Below are 24822 nucleotides of genomic sequence, written 5' to 3' on the forward strand. Positions count from 1 at the left end.
AGGCAATTCCTCATGTCTTCGGGAGCCAGCATGGACGCCCCGTCCACCACCGTCGCGCCGCGTGCGCGTGTCTCTTGGCGGTCGCTCGCCATCGCCGCCGTCCTGGTCGCCGCCGTCGCCGCCGCGCTCTGGGCCTGGCGCGGCAGCCGTGCGTCCGGCGGCGGCTACACGCCGCCGGCGGCGATCGACGTCGTCGCGCTGCCGCTGCACCCGGAGCCCGCCGCGGACCAGCTGCAGGCGCTGGGCGAGCTGCGCGCCGTGCGCCAGGTGAGCCTGGCCAGCGAAGCCGCCGGCCGCGTCGTCGCCATCGGCTTCGCCGCCGGCCAGTCGGTGCGCGCCGGCGCGGCGCTGCTCGACCTCGACGACAGCAGCGAGCAGGCCGACCTGCTCGCCGCACAGGCCGCCGCGCAGTTCGCGCGCCAGCAGTGGCAGCGCGCCGGCGAACTGGCGTCGACCGGCGCCGTGGCGCGCGAGCTGCTGGAGCAGCGCCGCGCCGAGTTCGACCAGGCCGCCGCGAAGGTGCAGCAGCTGCAGGCGCGCATCCGCAAGCTGCACCTGCGCGCGCCCTTCGCCGGCGTGCTCGGCCTGCGCCAGGTGGACCCGGGCCAGTACCTCCAGGCCGGCGAGCGCATCGTCACGCTGACCGACCTGGACGCGCTGTACGTCAACTTCGACCTGCCGCAGCAGGCGCTGCCGCGGCTGCGCGTCGGCCAGCGTGTCCAGGTGCGCGGCGACGCGCCCGGCGCCGCACCGGTGCTGGCGCGCATCAGCGCGATCGAGCCGCAGGTCGGGCGCGACACGCGCAACGCCAGCGTCCAGGCCGAGCTCGCCAATCCCGGGCGGGCTTTGCGGCCGGGCATGTCGGTCGCGGTCGCGGTCGAGCTGCCGCCCCAGCCCGACGCGCTGCTGGTCCCGGCGACGGCGGTGCTGACATCGGCGACGGGCGACGCCGCGGTCGTCGTGCGCGGGCTCGACGCCCAGGCCCTGGGCACGGCGGAGATCGTGCCGCTGCGGCTCGGGCGCCGCGTCGGCGAGCGGGTGCTGGTCGAGCAGGGCCTGCGCGCCGGCGACCTCGTCGTCAGCGAAGGCCAGCTGCGCATCCGGCCCGGCGCGCGGGTGCACGTCGTGCCGGCGCAGGGCGCGTCCGCGCCCGCCGGGAGCGCACGATGAGCTTCACCGACCTCTTCATCCGCCGGCCCATCCTGTCGCTGACGCTGAGCCTGCTGATCCTGCTGGCCGGCAGCGCCGCACTGTTCGCGCTGCCGATGCGCCAGTACCCGAAGATGGAGAGCGCCACCATCGTCGTCGAGACGCGCTACCCCGGCGCGACGCAGGAGGTGATGCAGGGCTTCGTGACGACGCCGATCGCCCAGGCCATCGCCACCGCCAACGGCATCGAGTACCTCAGCTCCAGCTCGACCACCGGCAGCAGCCACATCAAGGCCAAGCTGGTGCTGAACGCGAACGCCGACCGCGCGATGACCGAGATCCTGGCCAAGGTGCAGCAGGTGAAGTACCGGCTGCCCGAGGGCGCGTTCGACCCGGTCATCGAGAAGATCACCGACGGCGTCTCCGCGGTCCAGTACCTGGCTTTCGTCGGCGACCAGCAGAGCATCGCCCAGATCACCGACTTCGTCGCCCGCGTCGCGCAGCCGCTGATCAACGCCGTGCCCGGCGTCGCCTCGACCGAGCTGCACGGCGGCCGGACCTACGCGATGCGGCTGTGGGTCGACCCGCTCAGGCTTGCCGCGCGCGGCCTGAGCGCGAGCGAGCTCGTCGCCGCGCTGCGCGCCAACAACGTGCAGGCCGCACCCGGCGCGCTGCGCGGCGAGCAGACGCTGATGCCGATCACCGCCGCCACCGACCTGCGCAGCGTGCAGGCCTTCCGCGAGATGGTGCTCAAGCGCGGCGAGCACGGCGTCGTGCACCTGGCCGACGTCGCCACGGTCGAGCTCGGCGGCGACAACGAAGACAGCAGCTTCCTGAACGACGGCCGGCAGGCGGTCTCGCTGTCGGTGTCGCCGACGCCCGACGGCAACCCGCTCACCATCGTCGCCGGCGTCAACGCGCTGCTGCCCGAGCTGCAGCGCGCGGCGCCGCCGGGGCTGAAGGTCGTCAACTCCTTCGACACCGCGCGTTTCGTGCACGCCTCCATCGACGAGGTCGTGCGCACGCTGGTCGAGGCCATCGTCATCGTCGTGCTCGCGATCTTCCTGTTCCTGGGCTCGCTGCGCGCCGTCGTCATCCCGATCGTCACGATCCCGCTGTCGCTGGTGGGCACGGCGGCGCTGATGCTGGTCTGCGGCTTCTCGCTGAACCTGCTGACGCTGCTGGCGATGGTGCTGGCCATCGGGCTCGTGGTCGACGACGCCATCGTCGTCGTCGAGAACATCCACCGCCACATCGAGCAAGGCCTGTCGCCGCCGCGTGCGGCGCTGGTCGGCGCGCGCGAGATCGTCACGCCGGTGATCGCGATGACGATCACGCTGGCCGCCGTCTACGCACCGATCGGCCTGATGGGCGGGCTCACCGGCGCGCTGTTCCGCGAGTTCGCGTTCACGCTCGCCGGCTCGGTGATCGTCTCCGGCCTCGTCGCGCTGACGCTGTCGCCGATGATGAGCAGCTACCTGCTGGGCGCACGCGTGGCCGACGGGCGCCTGGCGCGGCGCGTCGAGCAGACGATGCAGGGCCTGGCGCGGCGCTACGGCCGCCTGCTCGAGCACACGCTGCGGGCGCGCGCCGCCGTGCTGCTGGTCTGCGTCGCGGTGCTGGTGGGCATCGCCGTGCTCTTTGCCGGCGTCAAGCGCGAGCTGGCGCCGCGCGAGGACCAGGGCTACGTCTTCGTCCAGACCAAGGCGCCGCAGTACGCCAACCTCGCCTACACCGAGCGTTTCGCGCGCCAGGTCCAGGGTTTCTTCGGCGCGCTGCCCGACTACGCCGGCAGCTTCCTGGTCAACGGCGCCGGCAGCCAGAACATCGGCTTCGGCGGCGTCGTGCTGACGCCCTGGGACGGGCGCCGGCAGAGCGCCGACCAGGTGCAGAACACGCTCAACGGGCATGCCGCGGGCATCACCGGCGTTTCGCTGACGGCTTTCCAGCCGGCGCCGCTGCCGGCCGGCAGCGGCGGGCTGCCGGTGCAGATGGTGCTGCGCTCGCCCGACGACTTCGGCGCGCTCTACCGCACGATGGAGGAGATCAAGGACGCGGCCCGCGCCAGCGGCCTGTTCGCCTTCGTCGAGAGCGACCTCGCTTTCGACAGCCCGCAGCTGCGGCTGGCGGTCGACGCCGCCAAGGCCGGCGAGATGGGGGTGTCGATGAGCGCGATCGCCGACACGCTGGCGACGCTGGTCGGCGAGAGCACGGTCAACCGCTTCAACTGGTTCGACCGCTCCTACGACGTCATCGCCCAGGTGCCGCGCGCGCAGCGCAGCGCGCCCGACGACCTGGGCGGCTACTACCTGCGCGCGCAGTCGGGGGCGCTGGTGCCGCTGGCCACGCTGGTCCAGGCGCACGCCGGGCCGGCGCCGAACCGCCTGCCGCAGTTCAACCAGATGAACGCCGCGACGCTGTCGGGCGTGCTGCTGCCCGGCGTGACGATGGGCCAGGCCGTCGAGTACCTGCAGCGGCTGCCGCTGCCCGCCGGCGCGCGTGTCGACTGGCTCTCCGACAGCCGCCAGTACGTCAACGAAGGCCATCGCCTGACCGTCTCGTTCGCCGCCGCGCTGCTGGTGATCTTCCTCGTGCTGGCGGCGCAGTTCGAGAGCCTGCGCGACCCGCTGGTGGTCCTGGTGACGGTGCCGCTGGCGGTCTGCGGCGCGCTGGCGCCGCTGTGGCTGGGTTACGCCACCTTGAACATCTACACCCAGATCGGGCTGGTGACGCTGATCGGGCTGATCTCCAAACACGGCATCCTGATGGTCTCGTTCGCCAACGACATCCAGCGCCGCGAGGGCCTGCCGCCGGCGCAGGCCATCCGGCGCGCGGCCGAGATCCGCATGCGGCCGGTGCTGATGACGACGGCGGCGATGGTCGTCGGCCTGGTGCCGCTGCTGTTCGCCAGCGGCGCCGGCGCCGGCAGCCGCTTCGCCATCGGCATCGTCGTCGTCTGCGGCATGACGATCGGCACGCTGTTCACGCTGTTCGTGCTGCCCACCGTCTACAGCCTGCTGGCGCGCGACCACCACGCCGAGGCCGGCGCTGCGCGCTCGCGCGAGCTGGCGCAGGAGGCCGGCCATGCGTGAGGCCCGCCTGCTGCCGGCCGTGCTGGCACCTGTGCTGCTGGCCGCCTGTGCCGCCGGCCCGCAGCACCGGGCGCCGCCGTGGCCGGCCGGCGCCAGCGGCGCCTTTGCCGCTGCGGGGGCGACGGCCAGTGCCGAGCCGCTGCCCGGGCGCTGGTGGCGGCTGTACCAGGACCCGGTGCTCGACGCCCTGGTGCAGCAGGCCTTCGCCGCCAATACCGACCTGCGCGTGGCCGCCGCGCGTCTGGAGCGCGAGCGTGCCGTGCTCGCCGAGGCGCAGACGGCGCGCCTGCCGGCGACGCGGCTGGAGGCCGCACGCACCGACGGCGACAGCAGCTCGTCCACCGGCAGTGGCTCCGCCCTGGCGCAGCGCCAATGGACGACGACGGCCGTCGTCGCCGTCAGCTGGGAGCTGGACCTGGGCGGCCGCGTGCGGCGCCTGGTCGAAGCCGCGAACGCCGATGCCCAGGCGCTGGCCGCGGCGCGCGACGGCGTGCGTGTCGCCGTCGCCGCCGACGTCACGCGCCACTACGTGCTCGCCTGCACGCTGGCCGAGTCGCTGGTGGCGGCGCAGGCTGCCGTCGACGTCGCCCGCCAGACCCTGGAGCTGAGCGCCCGGCGCGAACGTGCCGGCGCCGCGTCGCGGCTGGAACTCGAACGTGCCGGCGCGCTGCTCGCCAACGCCGAAGCCGCGCTGCCTCCGCTGCAGGCGCGCCGGCACAACACGCTGGCCGCGCTGGCGGTGCTGCTGGGCGCGGCGCCGACCGACGTCCCGCCGGCCGCGGCGGCCTGCGAGCGTGCGCCCGCGCTGGCGGCGCCGATCCCGGCCGCCGACGGTGCCGCCTTGCTGCGGCGGCGGCCCGACGTGCACGAGGCCGAACGCCGGCTGGCGGCGGACACGGCCCGCATCGGCGTCGCCACGGCCGAGCTCTACCCGCGCATCGAGTTCGGCGCCGCCGGCAGCCATCTGCAGACGGCGGGTTCGGGCGGCGACGGCTGGAGCGTCGGCGTCGGCCCGCTGCTGTCCTGGAGCTTTCCGCAGCTGGGCGTGGCGCGGGCGCGCGTCAGGCAGTCCGAGGCGCAGGCTCGGGCCTCGCTGGCCGCCTTCGACGGCAGCGTGCTGAACGCGCTGCGCGAAACCGAGCAGGCGCTGGCCAGCCTGGCCGCCGAGCAGCAGCACCAGGACCGGCTGGCCGAAGCCGAGCGGCGCTCGGCCGCGGCCTACGAGCTGGCGCGCAGCCGCTACCGCGCCGGCAGCGTCTCGCAGCTGGAGCTGCTCGACGCCAGCCGCGAGCGCATCGCCGCGCAGAGCCTGCGGCTGGACTCGCTGCTCGCGCTGGCCTCTGCCCGCGTCGACGTCTTCCGCGCGCTCGGCGGCGGCTGGGACGTCGGCCCTTGAGCTGAGTCCTGTCGAGTCGACTGGCCGCTGCTGCCCGCCGTCGTGGCGGGCGCACGCGGCGCCACGCCCGCATCCATCCCATCCCATCCCATCCATCCCATCGGAGCCTGAACCAACCGTGCCGACATCCATCTCCCGCCTCTTCGCGACCCTGCGCCACACGCTGCTGCGGCCTTCCGTTCGTTATTCGCAGCTGACGCTGGTCGGCGTCGGCTTCGTCGCCGGCCTCGCTTTCGTCGGTGCCACGCATGTCGCCTTCGAGCTCACGAGTTCGCCGGACTTCTGCGCCAGCGCCTGCCACGAGATGAAGCAGGTCGCCGACGAGTACCGGCAGACGCCGCACCACGACAGCCGCTCGGGCGTGCGCGCGCAATGTGCCGACTGCCACATCCCCAAACCGCTGGGCGCCAAGCTGGTGAAGAAGGTCGAGTCGGCCGGCGAGCTGTGGGCCAAGCTGAACGGCAGCATCGACACGCCGGAGAAGTTCGCCGCCCGGCGGCTCGAACTCGCGCAGCGCGAATGGGCGCGCCTGAAGGCCAACGACTCGCGCGAATGCCGCAGCTGCCACCACGCCGACGGCATGGCGGCCGACAAGCAGACGCCGCGTGCCCAGGCGATGCACGCGCTGATCGGCGCCGAGGGCCGCACTTGCATCGATTGCCACAAAGGCATCGCCCACCGGCTGCCAGACGACATGCCCGAGGGCACCTGAGTCCGTGTGCCGGGCGCCGTCGCCCTGTCTCCCTGTTTCTTCAACCGGCTTGTTTCATGAAAGGAATCCCATGCCGCCCTTGATCCGTTTCGCGTTCGCCCTGCCGTGGGCCGTCGGTGCCGCCGCTGCCCTGGCCGCGCCCGACTGGAGCCGCATCCCGGCACGCGAGATCACGGTCTTCCACCCCGGTGCCACCTCGGTCGAGTGGCTGGCCAGCGGCCACCCCGGTGCCAGCGTGCTCAAGTCCGGCCAGCCCTGCATCGTCTGCCACGAAACGAAGACGGGGCTGGACTACAACGCCAAACGCCTCGCGCCGCGCGAGCCGGACGTGCAGGCGATGCCGCGCACCGTCAGCTTCCCGGTCAGCGTGCAGGCCGCGCTGGACAAGGGAACGCTCAGCGTGCGCCTGGCGTTCAAGCCGCCGGCCGACGCGCCGCTGGGCCGCGACGCGGCGCACGAGCTGAAGGCCGCGCTCATGCTGCTCGACGACCAGGTGCCGCAGGCGGCGCAGGCCGGCTGCTGGGCCACCTGCCACCAGGACCTGCGCGGCATGCCCGGAGGCGACCCGAAGAAGGGCAAGTACGTCGGCGCCGGCCGCTTCGAGCTGCTGCAATGGACCAGCGGCAAACCCGCCGCGCAGCCGGCCGGCGTCCAGGTGGCGAGCACGCAGGAGGGCGGCAGGACCGTCGTCACCTTCTCGCGCAAGCTGGGCGGCGCCGCCGTCGCCGGGCGCAGCGTGCCGTTCGGCATCGCGATCCACGCCAACCATGCCGCCGGGCGCCTGCACTACGTCTCGCTCGGCTACCGGCTGGCCCTGGGCGACGGCGTCGCCGGCGAGGTGCAGGCGCTGGGCCGATGAGCCGCTGCCGGGGGGCGCCGGAGCCGGCCCTCGCCGTCCTCGCGCGGCTGTAGCTGCGCACCGGTGGCGGCGCCGGTTTCCGCCTGCTGTCTGGTGGCGCGGCCGGGCTGCGAGTCGTCGTCGCCGAACAGGATCCCGGCCGCGCCCAGGCGCTGAGCCGCCGCTCAGCGGCCCGCGGCGGGCATCAGGTCCGCCTCGTCCCCGGTCGGGTGCGGCGTGCCGTCGCGGTCCATGCGCACGACGCTGCGCCGCAGCGAGCGCACGCCGTCGCGGCCGATCTCCATGCGCAGCACCCAGCCGGTGTTGTTCTCGGGCTTGTCGAAGCCGTCGAAAACGAAGTTGCCCAGGCTGTAGACGATGGGCCTGCCGCGGTGGAACTCGACGTCCTGCACGATGTGCGGGTGGGTGCCGACGACGGCGTCGGCGCCGGCGTCGATCATCAGCCGGGCCAGCGCGCGCTGGCGCTCGTTGGCCGTCGGCCGGCCTTCCTCGCCCCAGTGCATGAACGGGATCACCAGGTCGGCCATCGCCCGCGCGCGGCGGATGTCGAGCACGACCTGCTCGTCCTCGCTCCAGGCGACGCCGGGGTGGTCGCTGCCGGCTTCGAAATAACGCGGGAAGTACTCGTCGTAACCCAGTAGCGCGATGCGCAGCCCGCGGCGCTCGACGATCAGCGGCCGGTGCGCTTCCGCGAGGTCGTGGCCGCCGCCAAAGTACGGCAGGCCGTTGGCCTTCAGTGCCCCCAGCATCTCGGCGAAAGCCTCGCGGCCGAAGTCGCCCGAGTGGTTGTTGGCCAGCGAGACGACGTCGACGCGGCGGCGCAGCAGTGCCAGCACGCGCGGGTCGGCGCGGAAGGTCCAGGGTTTGTCGTCGGCCTTGCCGCCGCGGGCGACGACGCATTCCAGGTTGGCGATGCGCAGGTCGGCGCCGGCCAGCAGCCGCGCCGTCGGCGCGAACGGGTCGCCGCCGCGGCGCAGCAGGCGCCCGGGGCCGTCGGCCAGCATCACGTCGCCGACGAAGACCAGGCTGACGCTGGGCTGTGGCTCGGCACGTGCGGCCCCGGCCGCGGCCCAGGCGCCGGCCAGCAGCGCGGCGGTGGCGTCGCGGCGCTTCATCGGGCGGCCTCCGTGCCCAGCGCGCAGCCGTAGACCAGTTCGCGCCCCAGGCGCGAGGAGTAGACGTGGTTCCAGCCGGTCAGGCCGGGGATCGTGCTCGTCGCGGGGAAGGGCGGCCGCAAGACCACCTCGTGCACCAGCACCGGCGCGTTCTCCACCGCCATGTCGTAGGTGTAGAGCGAGACCGAGTCGACGCGCTCGGGTGTGCCCAGCACCACGGCCTTGAAGCGGAAACGCGTGCCGACGTCCTGCGCCGCCACCGTGTACGGGTCGGCGACCGGGCGGGCCTCGATCCGCATCGTCGTGCTGACGTAGCGCAGCTCGCAGCGCAGCAGCGGCGTGGCCGTTTCCGGCAGCACGTTGTCGGCTGCGCCGGAAGCCGTGGCGACGGCGGCGGCCAGGCCGCACACCAGGCGCGGCAACAGGCTCGTGGATCGTCTGCTGCCGGGTCTTCCGGCGTCGGGCGTGTGGAGCATGGCTGCGACTTTAAGCGCGGCGCTCGGACCGACCGGCCGCGACGTCGCGCTTGCCGATGCGCAGTTGCCGATGCACACCGTCGCGCAGCGGCTGAGATCCGGGGCCGCAGATGAACACGCGCCTGCCGGGCTGCACCGTCCGGTTCCGCCGGCGCCGGCTGCTCGCGGCCTGAGCAACGCCGTCCGGGCGCGCCACCGGGACCACCGGATCCGCCGGTCTGCCGATTCGCGCACACCCGGCGCCGCCGCCGCCCGCGCCCGGCGACCTGGCTGGGACTACAGTGCGCGCAGGGAGGATGGGATGCACGGCTGGAGATCGTGGACCTATTGGGGCGTGTCCGGGCTGGCGGCGCTGTGCATCGCCGCGGCACCGGCGCGCGCTGCCGAGCGCGACGTGCTGAAGGCCGGCGACGTCGTCACCGTCGGCCTGCTCGAACGTTTTCCGCCGTTCCACGAGTGGCAGCCCGGCCAGCCGGCCCCGACCGGCATGGACGTCGAGCTGCTGGCCGAACTGTCGCGCCAGACGGGGCTGCGTTTCCGCTACGAACGTTTCGCCGAGTTCCCGGCGCTGCAGCAGGCGCTGGCCGACGGCCGCGTGCGGTTGACGACCGCGGTCGCGCAGACGCCCGAGCGCGCCTTGACGCTGCGCTTCACGCGCCCTTACGCGTCGGTCCAGCAGGCGTTCGTCGGCGCGGCCGCGATCACCTCGGTGCCGGCGACGCCCGACCTGTCGGGCCGGCGCGTCGCCGTCACGCGCGGCTACGTCACCGAGAGCATCGCCGCCGAACGCTTCCCTTCGGCGTCGCGGCCGGCCTATGCCAACGTCACGGCGGCGCTGGACGCCGCCGAACGCGGCGACGTCGACTTCGTCTTCGAGGCCTTGCCGACGCTGCGCACGCTGCTCGCCGAGCGCCCGCGCTCGCATCTGGCGGTGCTGCGCACTTACGGTTTCCCCGAAGGCCATCTGCGCCTGGCCACCGGCATGCGCGACGCGGCCCTGGTGCGCCAGCTCGACGCGACGCTGGCCGCACTCGACCCGGCCTTCACGAAGGCGCTGCGCGACAAGTGGCTGCCGCCGGCACCGCCGCCACCGCCGCTGCCGGCCGACGACACGCTGGACGTCGCGCCGCTGCGCGTCGGCTATCTGTCCGGCGACCTGCCGTTCACGACCGAGGTGCGGCCCGGCGTCGCCGACGGCCTGGGCATCCGCATGATGAAAGAGGTGGCGCAGCGCGCCGGCCTGCAGGTGGCTTCGTTCCAGCCGATGAGCCTGGCCGATGGCCTGGAGGCCCTGGCCGACGGGCGACTGGACGTGATGCTGGGGCTGACCGACATCGCCGAGCGCCGCGACCGCATGACCTTCGTCGGCCCTTACCGCGCCAACCCGCTGGTGCTGATCAGCCCGCGCCAGTTCTCGGTCTGGGACCTGCAGCAGCTCGCCGGGCAGCGGCTGGCGATGATCCGGGGCTACTTCGGCCAACCCTACATTCGTGCCGCCTACCCGATGGTGGACATCGTCGAATGCACGAGCTTCGACGACTGTCTGACGCTGCTCGAAGAAGGCCGCGCCGAGGCCGCGCTCTACGGGCTGCAGGGCGCCTACGCGCGCCTGGGGCCACGCTCGGGCAGCAGGCTGCACATCACCGGCACCGTGCCCGGGCTCTACGACGAACACAACCTGGGCTTGTCGCTGGCGCGTGCGACGCTGGCGCCGCGGCTGCGCGACGCGCTCAACGCCGTGCTCGCCGAGGACATGCCGCGCATCGAGCGCGAATGGGCCCAGTCCGAGGTGCGTGCGCGTGTCGACTGGCAGCGCGTGCGGCTGTCGGCCTATGCCGCCGGGGCGGCGCTGCTGGCGCTGGCGCTGGCCTGGTGGTGGCACAGCCGCACGCTGCGGCGCGAGATCGAGCGCACGCGGCGCGCGCGCCAGGAGAGCGAGCAGTACCTGGCCTTCCTCGCGCACGAGGTGCGCAACTCGCTGCAGTCGGTCAGCGGCGCGGTCGCGCTGCTGCGCGGCTCGTCGCCCGGCATCGCCGAGCGCCCGCTGCTCGACGTGCTGGGGCGTTCGTCGCGTGCGACGCTGGGGCTGCTGAACGCGCTGCTCGATCGCCACCGCCTGCACGAAGGCCGGCTGGCGCTGGAACTGCGCCCCGAGTCGCTCGAACGCTGCCTGCGCGAAGCCGTCGACGAGATCCAGCCCATGGCCCAGGCCAAAGGCCTGGCGCTCGCCTTCGAGCGCCGCACCCCGCTGGACGGCTGGTGGCGGCTGGACGCGCTGCGCCTGCAGCAGGTGCTGCGCAACCTGCTGGTCAACGCGGTGAAGTACACCGACAGCGGGCAGGTGACGCTGGCCGCCGGCCTGGAGCCGTCGGCACGCGGGGCGGTCTGGCGCCGGCTCGTGATCGCCGTGATCGACTCGGGCGCCGGCGTGGCGGCGGCTTCGCGCGAACGCATCTTCGAGCCTTTCCACACCGAAGGCGGCGACCGCCCCGGCAGCGGCCTGGGGCTGGGGCTGAGCCGCGACCTGGTGCACGCCTTCGGCGGCACGATCGAAGTCGACAGCGCCGCCGGTGCCGGCGCCACCTTCACGCTGGCCTTCGACGTCGAGGCCGCCGAGCAGCCGCCGCAGGCGGCGCCGGGCCACGTCGACCGCGTGCTCGTCGTCGAGGACTCGCCGGTCTACGGCCTGCTGCTGCGCCAGGCCTTCGAAAACCTGGGCATCGCCGTCGTGCTGGCCGAGACGCTGGAGGCGGCTCGCGGCGCGCTGGTCGAGTCGGTGGCCGGCGCCGGCGTCACCACGCCCAGCTTCGACCTGGTGCTGTGCGACCGCTACGTCGGCGACGGCGAAGCGGGCGAGCTGCTGCGGTTCATGCGCGACGCGGTGCGCCCGGGCGTGCGCCTGCCGCCGGTGATCTGCATGTCGGCCGAGGTCGAGCCCGAGGCCCAGGCGCGGCTGCTGGCCGCCGGTGCGCGCGAGGTGCTGGCCAAGGAGAGCGACGTCCGGGTGTTCGTGCTGCGCGTGCTGGCGCTGCTGGGCCAGGGCGCCGACGGCGAGGCGGCGCCGCTGCCCGGCGCCTGAGGCCGGCTGCCCCGGCTTCAGCCCCGGAACCGGTAGCCGATGCCGGCTTCGGTCAGCAGATGCGCCGGCATCGACGGCTGGGCCTCGACCTTCTTGCGCAGATTGGCCATGTGCACGCGCACGTAGTGCGTGTCCTCGGCGTGGCCCGGGCCCCAGACGGCCTTCAGCAACTGCTGGTGCGTGATGACACGGTCGGGCTGGCTCGCCAGGCAGGTCAGCAGCTTGTATTCGATCGGCGTCAGGTGCAGGTCTTCGTCGCCGCGTTGCACCCGGCGGCGTGCCAGGTCGATGCAGATGTCGCCGAAGCGGATGACGGGCTCGCCGTCGGGTGTCTGCAGCGTCTGGCGGCGCAGCTGGGCGCGCACGCGCGCCAGCAGCTCGCCGGCGCCGAAAGGTTTGACCAGGTAGTCGTCGGCACCGGCATCGAGCGCGGCGATCTTGTCGTCCTCGCCGGTGCGCGCCGACAGCACGATCACCGGCGCTGCCGACCAGCTGCGCAGCTCGCGGATCAGCTCGACACCGTCGCCGTCGGGCAGGCCCAGGTCGACGACCAGCAGGTCGGGGCGGCGCGTCGCGGCTTCGATCAGGCCGCGCTGCAGGCCCTCGGCTTCGTGCGTCTCGTAGCCGGCGCTCTCCAGCGCCAGGCGCACGAAGCGCCGGATCTCGGCTTCGTCCTCGACCACCAGCACCCGCTGGCGCAGCTCGTTCATGTCGTGTCCTCTTGCGCGGCGGCGCTGCCGTCGTCGGCCGGCGGCGTGCCGCAGGGCAGCTCGATCGTGAACCGCGCGCCGCCGCCTTCGCGGTTGCTGCCGACGATCGTGCCGCCGTGCGCCTGCACGATGGCGCGCGTGATCGCCAGCCCCAGGCCGACACCGGGTGTCGCGCTCTCGCGTTCGCCGCGTTCGAACTTCTCGAACAGCGCTTGCTCGCGCCCCGGCGGCAGCCCCGGGCCCTCGTCCTCGACGGCTATGCGCACCTGCTCGCTCTGGCGCGCGGCGCGGATCGTGACACGGCTGCCGGCCGGCGTGTACTTGGCCGCGTTCTCCAGCAGGTTGACGAAGACCCGTTCGAACAGCACCGCGTCCAGCGCCAGCAGCGGCAGGTCATCGGCCAACTCCACCGTCACCGGCCGGCCCTGCAGCGCCGCGTGGCTGGCGGCCAGCGCGCTGCCCACCACTTCTTCCAGCGGCTGCCAGGCAAGGCGCAGCCGCACCGCGCCGGCCTGCAGCCGCGCCATGTCCAGCAGGTTGCCGACGAGTGCCGCCATGCGCCGCGCCGACTCGCGGATCGCGGCGATGGTCGTGTGCTGGCCGCTGCCCTGCAGCGCCAGCGTGTCGGCCAGGCCGACCAGCGCCGCCAGCGGCGTGCGCAGGTCGTGCGAGATCGCCGACAGCAGCGAGTTGCGCAGGCGCTCGCTCTCGATCTGCAGCGAGCTCTTCTGCGCCACGTCCACGTAGTGCAGCCGCTCCAGCGAGATCGCCAGCAGCGAGGCGCAGGTCTCCAGCAGCCGCATCGCGTCGGGCCCCAGCGCCTCGCGCTGCGCCGGCTCGATGGCGAGCACGCCGCGCACGCGCATCGGGGCTTTGAGCGGCAGCACCAGGCAGCGGCTGGCCGGCAGCGTGTCGGTGCCGAAGCCGGCGGCGACGCCGCGGTCGTAGGACCACTGCAGCACACCTTCGTCGGCTTCGGCGCTGCCGCCGGGCACCGCCTGCAGCCGGCCGTCGTCGTCGGCGACGTGCAGCGTGCAGCGGGCGCCGAACTCGGCGGCGAGGAAACGCGCGCCGATCTCGGCCACCTGCAGCGGCAGCAGCGCCGCCGACAGGTCGCGCGACATCTCGTAGAGGCTGCGTACGCGGTGCTCGCGCTGCATCGCCGCCGCCGCCTGCACCTTGAGCCCGGCGGTGAGCTGGCCGATCGCCAGCGCCACCGCCAGCATCACGCCGAAGGTGACGAGGTACTGCACGTCGCTGACCGCGAACGAAAAACGCGGCTGCACGAAGAAGAAGTCGAACAGCCCGACGCCGAGAAAGGCCGCGGCCACCGCCGGCCCGCGGCCGAAGCGCAGCCCCACGCCCACCACCGCGAGCAGGAAGATCATCACGATGTTGGTCAGCTCGAGCACGCCGTGCAGCGGCATCGCCAGCAGCGCGGTGCCGGCGCAGGCGGCCAGCGCCGCGGCGTAGCCCTGCCAGGCGAAGGCGGCGCCGGGCGCGCTCTCGTGCGCGGTGCGTGTGCGCATCGCCGAGGTCGTGCCGACCTGCAGCAGGTCGAGTTCGCCGGCCAGCGCCGCGACGCGTTCGGCGGTGCCGCGCTGCCACGGCCAGCGGCGCTGGCCGCGGCCCAGCACCAGGCGCGACAGGTTGTGCTCGCGCGCGTAGCGCACCAGCCCGGCGGCGGCGTCGGGCGCCGACGGCGTCGCGGCGCTGGCGCCCAGCTCCTCGGCCAGCTTCAGCAGCTTGAGCAGCTGGCGCCGGCGCGCCTCGGGCAGGCGCTGCAGTGCCGGCGTCTCGATCAGCACCGCGTGCCAGGGCAGGCCCAGCTGTGCCGCCAGCCGGGCGCAGCTGCGCACCACCTTCTCGCCGTGTTCGCCGGCGCCGATGCCGGCCAGCAGCGCCTCGCGGTTGGGCCAGACGGCGGCCACCGAGTTCTGGTGCCTGTACGCCAGCATCTCGCCGTCGACGCGGTCGGCGGTGCGGCGCAGCGCCAGCTCGCGCAGCGCCAGCAGGTTGCCTTTGCGAAAGAAGTGCGCCGCCGCACGTTCGGCCTGCTGCGCCAGGTAGACCTTGCCGGCCTTCAGCCGCGCCAGCAACTCGTCGGGCGGCAGGTCGACGACGACGACCTCGTCGGCCTGGTCGAACACGCGGTCGGGCACGGTCTCGCGCACGCGCACGCCGGTGATGCCGCCGACGATGTCGTTCAGGCTCTCCAGGTGCTGCACGTTCATCGTCGTCCAGACGTCGACGCCGGCGGCCAGCAGCTCCTCGACGTCCTGCCAGCGTTTGGGGTGGCGCGAGCCGGGTGCGTTGCTGTGCGCCAGCTCGTCGACCAGCACCAGGGCCTGCGCCCGCTCGGCGCCGAAGCCGAGTGCGGCGTCGAGGTCGAACTCGGCGAGCGTGCGCTCGCGGTGCGGCACACGGCGCAGCGCCAGCCGCGGCAGGCCTTGCGCCATGGCCTCGGTCTCGCTGCGGCCGTGGGTCTCGACCAGGCCGACGACCAGCGGCCGCCCCTGCGCCAGCGCGTCGCGCGCCGCGGCCAGCATCGCCCAGGTCTTGCCGACGCCGGCCGAGGCGCCGAAGTAGATCTTCAGCCGGCCGCGCGCCGCGCGCGCCGCTTCGTGCTGCACGCGCTGCAGCAGCGCGTCGGGGTCGGGACGTTCGGGCTCGTTCATCGGCGCGGCATCTTCCCATGGCGGCGGTCGGCGCGGCGCAGCCACCAGTTGGCGGCGGCCAGCGGCACGAGCACCACAACGACGACCGCCGCCAGCGCCTGCAGCAGCTCGTTCACGGCCGCAGCGCGTCCAGCGCCAGGTTCAGCTGCAGCACGTTGACGCGCGGCTCGCCGAGGAAGCCGAAGAGCTGGCCTTCGCTGTGGCGCTCGACCAGCGCACGCAGCTCGGCCTCCGGCACGCCGCGCACACGCGCCACGCGGGCCAGCTGGTAGTCGGCGGCGGCGCGGCTGATGTGCGGGTCCAGGCCGCTGGCCGAGGCCGTGACCAGGTCGACCGGCACCGGCGCGGTGTTGCCCGGGTCGGCGGCACGCAGCGCGGCGACGCGCTCGCGCACCGCGTCGGCCAGCGCCGGGTTGGACGGCCCGAGGTTGGAGCCGGCCGAGTTGGCGGCGTTGTAGGGCATGGGCGCGGTGGCCGACGGCCGGCTCCAGAAGTGGCCGGGGTCGGCGAAGGCCTGGCCGATCAGCGCCGAGCCGACGGCGCGGCCCTGGTGTTCGATGACGCTGCCTTCGGCCTGCCAGGGCAGGGCGACGCGGGCGACGCCGGTCACCAGCAGCGGGTAGGCCAGGCCGGTCAGCAGCGAGAGCGCGGCGAAGAGCACGAGCGCGGGACGCAGGATGGAGTTCATGTAGGCCTCAAAGCAGTCCGGTGGCGGCGATCAGCAGGTCGATCGCCTTGATGCCGACGAAGGGCACGATGACGCCGCCCAGGCCGTAGACGGCCAGGTTGCGGCGCAGCAGTGCGGCCGCGCCGACGGCGCGGTAGCCCACGCCGCGCAGCGCCAGCGGGATCAGCGCGACGATGACGAGGGCGTTGAAGATCACCGCCGACAGCACCGCCGACGCCGGGCTGGCGAGGTGCATCACGTTCAGCGCCGCGAGCTGCGGGTAGGTGGCGACGAAGGCCGCCGGCACGATCGCGAAGTACTTGGCGACGTCGTTGGCGACGCTGAAAGTGGTCAGCGCGCCGCGTGTCATCAGGAGCTGCTTGCCGGTCTCGACGATCTCGATCAGCTTGGTCGGGTTGCTGTCGAGGTCGACCATGTTGCCGGCCTCCTTGGCGGCCTGGGTGCCGGTGTTCATCGCCACCGCGACGTCGGCCTGGGCCAGCGCCGGGGCGTCGTTGGTGCCGTCGCCGGTCATCGCCACCAGCCGGCCGGCGGCCTGGTGCTCGCGGATCAGCGCCAGCTTGGCCTCGGGCGTGGCTTCGGCCAGGAAGTCGTCGACGCCGGCTTCGGCGGCGATGGCCGCGGCCGTCAGCCGGTTGTCGCCGGTGACCATCACCGTCTGGATGCCCATCGCGCGCAGCTCGGCGAAACGCTCCTTGATGCCGCCCTTGACCACGTCCTTCAGCTCGACGACGCCGAGCGCACGCGCGCCGTCGGCCACCACCAGCGGCGTGCTGCCGCGGCGCGCGACCTCGTCGACGGCCTGCTGCAGCTCGGCCGGGAACTGGCCGCCGAGTGCCTGCACGTGGCGGCGCACGGCGTCGGCGGCGCCTTTGCGCAGCGTGCGGCCGCCGGGCAGGTCGGCGCCGCTCATGCGCGTCTGCGCCGAGAAGTGCACGAAGCTCGCGCCGAGTGCCGCCACCTCGCGTTCGCGCAACCCGTGCTGCTTGGCCAGCACGACGATGCTGCGGCCCTCTGGCGTCTCGTCGGCCAGCGACGCCAGCTGCGCCGCGTCGGCCAGCTGCGCCTCGCTGACGCCGGGCGCGGGCAGGAAGGCCGCCGCCTGGCGGTTGCCCAGCGTGATCGTGCCGGTCTTGTCCAGCAGCAGCACGTCGACGTCGCCGGCGGCCTCGACCGCACGGCCCGAGGTGGCGATGACGTTGGCGCGCAGCAGCCGGCTCATGCCGGCGACGCCGATGGCCGACAGCAGCCCGGCGATCGTCGTCGGGATCAGGCACACCAGCAGCGCCACCAGCACCAGCAGCCCGACCGGCTCGCCGCCGCCGGCCGCCGCCACCGCGAACTGCGAGAACGGCAGCAGCGTGACGACGACACCCAGGAAGACCAGCGTCAGCGCCACCAGCAGGATGGTGAGCGCGATCTCGTTGGGCGTCTTGCGCCGGCGCGCACCTTCGACCATCGCGATCATGCGGTCGACGAAGGTCTCGCCCGGGTCGACGGCGACACGCACCACGACCCAGTCGGAGAGCACGCGCGTGCCGCCGGTGACGGCCGAGAAGTCGCCGCCGGACTCGCGGATCACGGGTGCCGACTCGCCGGTGATCGCGCTCTCGTCGACCGAGGCGACGCCGGCCTGCACCTCGCCGTCGGCGGGCACGGTGTCGCCGGCCTCGATCAGCACGACGTCGCCGCGGCGCAGCGCGTCGGCTTCGATCGGGTGCCAGCGCAGCGCCTCGCGGGCGCCGAGGTCCTGGCCGGGCTCGAGCTTCTTCGCCCAGGTCTTCTTCTTCAGCCCGCGCAGCGCCGCCGCCTGGGCCTTGCTGCGGCCTTCGGCCAGCGCCTCGGCCAGGTTGGCGAACAGCACCGTGAACCACAGCCAGGCGGCGACGGCGATGGTGAACAGCCCCGGGTCAGCGGCCGCCAGCGCCGTCGTGAAGGCGCTGCCGACGTAGACGACGAACATCACCGGGTTGCGCCACTGGGCGCGCGGGTGCAGCTTGCGCAGCGCGTCCAGCAGCGCCGGGCGCAGCAGCGCGGGGTCGAACAGGGGCAGGGTGTTGCGGGTCATGAGGGCTCTCATTGCGCCTGCAGCGTCAGGTGCTCGACGACGGGGCCGAGCGCGAGTGCAGGCACGTAATTCAGCAGGCCGACCAGCAGCACCGCGCCGAGCAGCAGCACGACGAACAGCGGGCCGTGCGTCGGCAGCGTGCCGCGGGTGGCGGCGATGCGTTTCTTGGCTGCCAGCGAGCCGGCCAGCGCCAGCACCGGCACGATGACGCCGAAGCGGCCCAGCCACATCGCCACAGCCAGCAGCAGGTTGTAGAAGGGCGTGTTGGCCGACAGCCCGGCGAAGGCGCTGCCGTTGTTGTTGGCGGCCGAGCTCAGCGCGTACAGCACCTCGCTGAAGCCGTGCGCGCCGGGGTTCAGGATGCCGGCGCGGCCAGCGCCGGTGGCCACCGCCAGCGCCGTGCCGCCCAGCACCAGCAGCGGCGGCACGAGGATCGCCAGCGACACCATCTTCATCTCGTGCGCCTCGATCTTCTTGCCCAGGTACTCGGGCGTGCGGCCGATCATCAGCCCGGCGATGAACACCGCCAGCACGGCGAAGACCAGCATGCCGTAGAGCCCCGAGCCGACGCCGCCGAAGACGACCTCGCCCAGCTGCATCAGCACCAGCGGCACCGCGCCGCCCAGCGGCATCAGGCTGTCGTGCATCGCGTTCACCGCGCCGCAACTGGCGGCGGTGGTGACGGCGGCGAACAGCGCGCTGGCGGCGACGCCGAAACGCACTTCCTTGCCTTCCATGCTGCCGCCGGCCTGCAGCACCGAGGCCGCCTGGTCGACACCCAGGCGCGCCAGCACCGGGTTGCCGGCCTGTTCGGCCGCGGTGACGGCCACGACCGCGGCGACGAACAGCAGCGTCATCGCCGCCAGCAGCGCCCAGCCCTGGCGCCGGTCGCCGACGATGCGGCCGAAGGCGAAACACAGCGCCGCCGGGATCAGGAAGATGCACAGCATCTGCACGAAGTTGGCCAGCGGCGTCGGGTTCTCGAACGGGTGCGCCGAGTTGGCGTTGAAGAAGCCGCCGCCGTTGGTGCCCAGCATCTTGATCGCCAGCTGCGAGGCCACCGGGCCCAGCGCCAGCGTCTGCGTGCGCGTGCTGGCGGTCTCGGTGAGCGGTTGGCCCTGAACGTCCAGCAGCGGCTGGCCGGCAGAGTCCAGGCGCGGCTGCTGCCACGACACCGGCTCCACCGTCTCGACGCTGGCGTAGGGCGACAGCGTCTGCACCACGCCCTGCGAGACGAAGAAGATCGAGGCGACGAAAGCCAGCGGCAGCAGCAGCCAGAGCGTGGCGCGTGTCAGGTCGACCCAGACGTTGCCCACGGTGGCGGCGCTGCGGCGCGCGAAGCCGCGCACGAGCGCGACGACGACGGCGATGCCGGTGGCGGCCGACAGGAAGTTCTGCACCGCCAGCCCCAGCATCTGCGTCCCGTAGCTCATCGTGGATTCGCCGCCGTAGCCCTGCCAGTTGGTGTTGGTGACGAAGCTGACGGCGGTGTTCAGCGCCGAGTCGGGCGTGAGCGCCGCCAGTCCCTGCGGGTTCAGCGGCAGCAGGCCCTGCAGCCGCTGCAGCGCATAGACCGCCAGCAAGCCCAGGCCGTTGAAGACCAGCAGGCCGAGCGTGTAGCGCTGCCAGGGTTGTTCGGCCTGCGCGTCGACGCCGGCCAGGCGGTACAGCGGCGCCTCGATGCGCCGGCCGAAGGCGAAGCGGCCCTGCATCACCGCCTCGATCGCATGCCCCAGCGGCCAGGCCGCGGCCAGCAGCACCAGCAGGAAGGCCGCGAGCTGCAGCCAGGCACCGGCGCTCATGAAAAATCCTCCGGCCGCAGCAGTGCGGCGACGAGGTAGACGAGCAGCAGGCCGGCGAGCAGCGCGCCGGCGACGAACCAGCCGTTCATGACGCCGCCCCCATGCGCTGCAGCCGCGCGCAGCCCAGGCTCATGCCCCAGATCGCGAGCCAGAGCGCTGCCGCGACCGCCAGATAAACCAGGTCCATCGAACCCTCCAAGAGACGATGGGGAAATGCTAGGAAGCGGGGCGTCAAGACGGTCGCAAGAGGCGGGCGGGGGGTGTCAAGAAACCGTCAAGACGGGGCCGGCTTCTCCTGCAGGCGTGGTGGCCGCGTATGCCGCAAGCGCCCGTGCCGGGCGGCCGGCTGCCCTGAATGGGCCTGGAATTGGCAAGCTGTGCTTGTCGGTCTCGCAAGCGCTCGGCGTCTATTCGACCTGGCGCTTCGCGCCTAGATTCGCCTCGCAACCAGAGCGGCGCCTCCCGTATCCGAGAGCACGCCGTCGTGGCGCCAAGCCGGCACGGCAAGCGCCGCAGGTGGCCCCGTTCCCATCTTCAGAAGGAGAAGCGATGACACGCGATCGTGCCGACAGCCCGCAGCCGCATGACACGGCCGAGATCCCCGAAGGCCGATACCTGGGGCGGCGCGACTTCTTCGTCGCGAGCGCGATGGGCGCGGGTGCCGTCGGTTTGTTCGGGGCGCGGTCGGCGCGTGCTGCCCAGGCCGCCGCGCCGGGGGCAGGGGCTGGCGCCGGGATCGGGCCGGGCCCCTACGCCGTCGAGGGCATGGCGGCGTATTCGGCAACGCAGCCGCTTCGGCTGCTGAAGTTCGAACGCCGGGCGCTGGGGCCCAAGGACGTCGCGATCCAGCTCCACTACTGCGGCATCTGCCACTCGGACATCCACCACGGCCGCGAGCATTGGCGCCAGGAGCCGTTCCCGCTCGTGCCCGGCCACGAACTGGCGGGCGTGGTCGTCGCCGTCGGCTCCAGCGCGTCCCGGTTCAAGGTCGGCGACCGTGTCGGCGTGGGCTGCATGGTCAACTCCTGCCGCCACTGCTCGATGTGCAACGTGGGCCTGGAGCAGTACTGCGAGAACGGCGCCACCTTCACCTACGGCTCCAAGGACCGCGACGGCACGCTGACCCAGGGCGGCTACTCGACCTTGAACGTGGTCGACGAGGACTTCGTGATCCGTGTCCCCGATGCCATCGATCTGGCCGACGCCGGCCCGCTGATGTGCGCGGGCATCACGGTGTATTCGCCGCTGCGCCGCTGGAGTGTCGGGCCCGGCAAGCGGGTGGGCGTCGTCGGGCTGGGCGGCCTGGGCCACATGGCGGTGAAGATCGCCAAGGCGATGGGTGCCGAGGTGACCGTGCTGACGACCTCGCCCGACAAGGTGGCCGATGCCCTGCGCTTCGGTGCCAGGGACGTGATCGTCAACCCCGACAGCGCCGATCTCAGCCGGCACAAGCGCAGCCTGGACTTCATCCTGGACACGGCGCCCTACAAGCACAAGCTCGACCGCCTGTTCACGCTGCTCAAGCAGGACGCCACGTTCTGCATGGTGGGCGCCGGCAAGGTCTCCGAGCCTTATGAGATCGGGCCGTTTTCGCTGCTGGCGGCGCGCAACTCCTACGCCAGCTCGCAGATCGGCGGCATCCGCGAAACGCAGGAGCTCGTCGATTTCTGCGCCCTGCACGGCATCCGCCCGGAGACCAGCCGGATTGCGATGAACGAGATCAGCGCTGCCTGGGACCGGGTCGTCGACAAGAAGGCGCGTTATCGCTACGTCGTCGACATGAAGGCTTGAGTATCAAGTTCAGGTTGCGTGTCACGCAAGCAATTGCCGGCTTCACGGTTGATAGAGCGGAGCCTAGAGTTCTGCTCTTCGCTGCCTTGACAAGCGCCTGCCGTGCCCAGACTCCTGCCGCCCACCCCCGCCCGCCAGCTCTGGACACTGGCGGTGCTCAGCCTGCTGATGGGCTTCGCGTCGATCTCGACCGACCTGTACCTGCCGGCGATGCCGGCGATGCGCGCCGCGCTCGGCGCCAGCCCTGGCACTCTTGATCTGACGGTCTCGGGCTTCCTGATCGGCTTCAGCCTCGGGCAACTCCTGTGGGGCCCGATCTCCGATCGGTACGGGCGGCGCCTGCCCGTCACGCTGGGGCTGCTGCTGTTCATCGTCGGCTCCGCCGGGTGCGCGCTGGCCGACAGCGCGCCGGCGCTGGTGGCCTGGCGCGTGCTGCAGGCCGCGGGCGCCTGCGTCAGCGTGGTGCTGGCGCGCGCGATGGTGCGTGACCTGTACTCGGGCGCGCCGGCGGCCAGGATGATGTCGACGCTGATGACCGTGATGGCGATCGCGCCGCTGATCGGCCCCAGCGCCGGCGGCTGGATCCTGGCGTTCGGCTCGTGGCGGGCCATCTTCTGGACGCTGGCGGGGATCGGCGTGCTCACGCTCGCGGCACTCTGGACGCTGCCCGAGACCTTGCCCGCGCAGCGGCGCACGCGGGAGCCGCTGCGGCGCGCGCTCGCCCGCTACGGCGCGCTGCTCGGGCAGCCCCGGCTGCTGGGCTACCTGGGCGTCGGCGGTTTCTTCTACGGCGGCATGTATGCCTACGTGGCTGGGACGCCGTTCGCGTACATCGAGGTCCACCACGTCAGCCCGCAGCACTACGGGCTGCTCTTCGGCCTGGGCATCGTCGGCATCATGGGCGCCAACCTGCTGAATGCGCGGCTGGTCGGCCGCTTCGGGGGCGACCGCCTGATGCGCGCCGGCGCCGTCGGCGCGGCCCTGGCCGGCGTGGCCGCTGCCCTCGCCGCAGGCACCGGCTGGGGCGGGCTGACCGGCCTGCTGCTGGCGCTGTTCTTCTTCGTCTCGTGCACCGGCTTCATCGTCGCCAATGCGATCACCGGCGCACTCGACGACGAGCCGGCGGCCGCCGGTGCGGTCTCGGCGCTGGTCGGTGCCACCCAGTACGGAACGGGCATCCTGGGCTCGGCAGCCGTCGGCTTGCTGGCGGACGGAACGGCGGCACCGATGGGCTGGGTCATCGCCGTGTTCGGCATCGCCAGCGCGCTGTCGGCGGCGTGGCTGGTGGGGTCGCGCGCTGGCGTGGCGCCCGTGCCGGCGCGCTGAGCCGCAGGTCAGCCCTTCTGCCGCAGCGTCTTGCGCCCCCTGGCTTCGGCCGTGACCAGTTCCCTGGCGCTCAGCTCGTAGGCCGCGGAGTCGGCCAGGCGCTCGACCGCCAGATCGATGAAGGCGCGCACCCGCAGCGGCTGCGCCGAGCGGCTGCCGTAGTACACGTGCACGCTCAGGTGGTCGGTCACGTGCTGCGTCAGCAGCGGCACCAGCCGCCCGGCGCGAATGTGCGCGGCGGCCGACAGGTTGGACAAGGAGCCGATGACGTGCCCGGAGAGCACGGCCTCGCATTCCAGCTCGGTGTCGTTGGTCGACAGCGCTGGCGGCAGGTCGCGGCTGACGACTTCGGTGCCGACCTTGAAGTACCACGGCAGCACGCGCCCGGTTCCCGGATGGCGGAACATGCTGCAGCGGTGCGAGGCCAGTTCGTCCAGCGAGCCCGGCGCGCCGTGCGCGGCCAGGTAGGCGGGCGCGGCGCAGACGATGAGCTGCACCGTGAACAGCCGGCGCGCGATCAGCCCGTCCTCGGGCGGCGCGCCGATGCGAAACCCGACGTCGGCGCGGTCCTGAACCCAGTTGCCGATGCGGTCGTCCAGCTGCACCTCGGGCTGCACCTCGCCGTGCTGGCGGCAGAAGGCGTCGATCACGGGCCAGATCACCGGCAGGAAGGAGGACTTCGGCGCGACGATGCGCAGCGGCCCCGCGACCTCGTCCTTGGCCGCGCGCACGCGCTGCATCGCACGCTCCAGCGCCGCGAGCGCCGGCTGGGTGGCTTCCAGGAACTGCTGGCCTTCGTCGGTGAGCGCGATGTTGCGTGTCGTGCGGTGCAGCAGCCGCGCACCCAGGCGCTGCTCCAGCTGTGCCAGCGCCTGGCTCGCCGCCTGCGGGCTGACGCCCTGCGCCGCGGCGGCGCGGCGCAGGCTGCCGAGCTCGACGGCCTTGGCAAACATCTCGATCGCACGCAACTCGTTCATCGCCATGGCGGCCCCTGGTGTGTCGTTTGATTATCAATTGCAGCTTGCTTCTGGTGCAAGCTGCTAACGGCTAGTTGATTGACAGCGAGCGGCCTACAGTCACTCTCGTCCAACCCCAGGAGATCGTCATGAGCCAGAGCATCCAAGGCAAGGTCGTCGTCATCACCGGCGCCAGCAGCGGCCTGGGCGAAGCCACCGCCCGGCTGCTGGCCGCGCGCGGCGCCCGCGTCGTGCTGGGCGCGCGCCGCATCGAGCGCCTGCGCTCGCTGGTCGAAGATCTGGTGCGCCAGGGCGGCCAGGCCATGGCTGTGGCCACCGACGTGACCGACCGTGCCCAGGTGGCGAACCTCGTCGACAGCGCGGTGTCGACCTTCGGCCGCGTCGACGTGCTGATCAACAACGCCGGGCTGATGCCGCATTCGCCGCTGGAGCGGCTGAAGGTCGACGACTGGGAACGCATGGTCGACGTCAACCTGAAGGGCGTGCTCTTCGGCATCGCCGCCGCGCTGCCGCACATGCAGCGCCAGAAGTCAGGTCACATCATCAACGTCTCTTCGGTGGCCGGCCACAAGGTCGGCGCCAACGGCGCCGTCTACAGCGCCACCAAGTACGCGGTGCGCGCGCTGTCCGAAGGGCTGCGCCAGGAGGTCAAGCCCTGGAACATCCGCAGCACCATCATCTCGCCGGGCGCCGTCGCCACCGAGCTGCCGGGCAGCGCCACCGAAGCCGACATCGCCCAGGGCCTGTACGAGTTCTACGACGCCAACGCGATCTCGGCCGACTCGTTCGCGCGCTGCGTCGAGTTCGCGATCGGCCAGCCCGAGGACATGGACGTCAACGAGATCCTGTTCCGGCCCACGCGCCAGGTCTATTGACCACGCGCCGAATCGACTTCAAGGAATCA

At 72.8% G+C, this 24822-nt stretch carries 18 protein-coding genes; 9 read left to right on the forward strand and 9 right to left on the reverse strand.

What is annotated here, in order from left to right; all coding sequences use genetic code 11:
* Positions 1–30: 30 nt before the first annotated feature.
* From CKO43_RS12800 to CKO43_RS12820, 5 genes are all read left to right on the forward strand, one after another.
* Positions 31–1170, forward strand: a complete 1140-nt coding sequence (locus tag CKO43_RS12800; RefSeq protein ID WP_200378870.1) for an efflux RND transporter periplasmic adaptor subunit — start codon at positions 31–33, stop codon at positions 1168–1170.
* Positions 1167–4241 carry an efflux RND transporter permease subunit gene (locus CKO43_RS12805; RefSeq protein ID WP_200378871.1) on the forward strand — a complete coding sequence of 1025 codons (3075 nt, stop codon included), beginning with the start codon at positions 1167–1169 and terminating at the stop codon, positions 4239–4241. The genes CKO43_RS12800 and CKO43_RS12805 overlap by 4 nt, the downstream gene beginning before the upstream one ends.
* The gene (locus CKO43_RS12810; protein WP_200378872.1) at positions 4234–5637 is read left to right on the forward strand and encodes an efflux transporter outer membrane subunit; all 1404 of its coding nucleotides are present in this window, start codon (positions 4234–4236) and stop codon (positions 5635–5637) included. Before CKO43_RS12805 ends, CKO43_RS12810 begins: the two co-directional genes overlap by 8 nt.
* A gap of 118 nt (positions 5638–5755) precedes the next feature.
* Positions 5756–6349 carry a NapC/NirT family cytochrome c gene (locus CKO43_RS12815; protein WP_346728250.1) on the forward strand — a complete coding sequence of 198 codons (594 nt, stop codon included), beginning with the start codon at positions 5756–5758 and terminating at the stop codon, positions 6347–6349.
* Between the two features lie 70 nt (positions 6350–6419).
* Positions 6420–7208: an ethylbenzene dehydrogenase-related protein gene (locus CKO43_RS12820; protein ID WP_200378873.1), complete on the forward strand. Its 789-nt coding sequence runs from the start codon at positions 6420–6422 to the stop codon at positions 7206–7208.
* Positions 7209–7372: 164 nt separating this feature from the next.
* On the opposite strand, the gene CKO43_RS12825 is transcribed toward CKO43_RS12820, so the two are convergent.
* Together CKO43_RS12825 and CKO43_RS12830 are read right to left on the reverse strand one after the other, a co-directional pair.
* Positions 7373–8323: a CapA family protein gene (locus tag CKO43_RS12825; RefSeq protein ID WP_200378874.1), complete on the reverse strand. Its 951-nt coding sequence runs from the start codon at positions 8321–8323 to the stop codon at positions 7373–7375.
* Positions 8320–8799 carry a hypothetical protein gene (locus CKO43_RS12830; protein WP_242481154.1) on the reverse strand — a complete coding sequence of 160 codons (480 nt, stop codon included), beginning with the start codon at positions 8797–8799 and terminating at the stop codon, positions 8320–8322. The genes CKO43_RS12825 and CKO43_RS12830 overlap by 4 nt, the downstream gene beginning before the upstream one ends.
* A 301-nt stretch (positions 8800–9100) precedes the next feature.
* Between CKO43_RS12830 and CKO43_RS12835 the strand changes: the two genes are divergently transcribed.
* A complete protein-coding gene (locus tag CKO43_RS12835) occupies positions 9101–11878 on the forward strand; it encodes a transporter substrate-binding domain-containing protein (protein WP_207185020.1) in 2778 nt (925 codons plus the stop codon).
* A gap of 17 nt (positions 11879–11895) precedes the next feature.
* Here the strand turns inward: CKO43_RS12835 and kdpE are convergent, their stop codons facing one another.
* From kdpE to kdpF, 6 genes are all read right to left on the reverse strand, one after another.
* Complete coding sequence (gene kdpE, locus CKO43_RS12840) at positions 11896–12588, reverse strand: two-component system response regulator KdpE (protein WP_200228394.1); 693 nt, start codon at positions 12586–12588, stop codon at positions 11896–11898.
* Positions 12585–15266 (reverse strand): DUF4118 domain-containing protein, encoded by a 2682-nt coding sequence (locus tag CKO43_RS12845; protein WP_200378875.1) that lies wholly within the window; start codon positions 15264–15266, stop codon positions 12585–12587. Before CKO43_RS12845 ends, kdpE begins: the two co-directional genes overlap by 4 nt.
* Positions 15267–15378: 112 nt before the next feature.
* Positions 15379–15954, reverse strand: coding sequence for a potassium-transporting ATPase subunit KdpC (kdpC, locus tag CKO43_RS12850; protein ID WP_200378876.1), 576 nt, complete (start codon positions 15952–15954; stop codon positions 15379–15381).
* 7 nt (positions 15955–15961) lie between these two features.
* A complete protein-coding gene (kdpB, locus tag CKO43_RS12855; protein WP_200378877.1) occupies positions 15962–18022 on the reverse strand; it encodes a potassium-transporting ATPase subunit KdpB in 2061 nt (686 codons plus the stop codon).
* An 8-nt stretch (positions 18023–18030) separates the two neighbouring features.
* Positions 18031–19824: a potassium-transporting ATPase subunit KdpA gene (gene kdpA / locus CKO43_RS12860; RefSeq protein WP_200378878.1), complete on the reverse strand. Its 1794-nt coding sequence runs from the start codon at positions 19822–19824 to the stop codon at positions 18031–18033.
* Positions 19821–19913, reverse strand: coding sequence for a K(+)-transporting ATPase subunit F (kdpF, locus tag CKO43_RS12865; RefSeq protein WP_200228399.1), 93 nt, complete (start codon positions 19911–19913; stop codon positions 19821–19823). Before kdpF ends, kdpA begins: the two co-directional genes overlap by 4 nt.
* Positions 19914–20589: 676 nt before the next feature.
* Between kdpF and CKO43_RS12870 the strand changes: the two genes are divergently transcribed.
* Together CKO43_RS12870 and CKO43_RS12875 are read left to right on the forward strand one after the other, a co-directional pair.
* Complete coding sequence (locus CKO43_RS12870) at positions 20590–21615, forward strand: NAD(P)-dependent alcohol dehydrogenase (RefSeq protein ID WP_200378887.1); 1026 nt, start codon at positions 20590–20592, stop codon at positions 21613–21615.
* A 102-nt stretch (positions 21616–21717) separates the two neighbouring features.
* On the forward strand, positions 21718–22941 hold the full coding sequence (locus CKO43_RS12875; RefSeq protein ID WP_346728251.1) for a multidrug effflux MFS transporter: 1224 nt from the start codon (positions 21718–21720) through the stop codon (positions 22939–22941).
* A gap of 8 nt (positions 22942–22949) precedes the next feature.
* On the opposite strand, the gene CKO43_RS12880 is transcribed toward CKO43_RS12875, so the two are convergent.
* Complete coding sequence (locus CKO43_RS12880; RefSeq protein WP_200378879.1) at positions 22950–23924, reverse strand: LysR family transcriptional regulator; 975 nt, start codon at positions 23922–23924, stop codon at positions 22950–22952.
* A gap of 122 nt (positions 23925–24046) precedes the next feature.
* On the opposite strand from CKO43_RS12880, the gene CKO43_RS12885 reads away from it, so the two are divergent.
* Entirely contained in the window at positions 24047–24793 is a 747-nt protein-coding gene (locus tag CKO43_RS12885; RefSeq protein WP_200228401.1) for an SDR family oxidoreductase, read from the forward strand.
* Positions 24794–24822: the final 29 nt, after the last annotated feature.

The organism is Rubrivivax gelatinosus (assembly GCF_016583785.1).
GTDB lineage: Bacteria > Pseudomonadota > Gammaproteobacteria > Burkholderiales > Burkholderiaceae_C > Rubrivivax > Rubrivivax gelatinosus_B.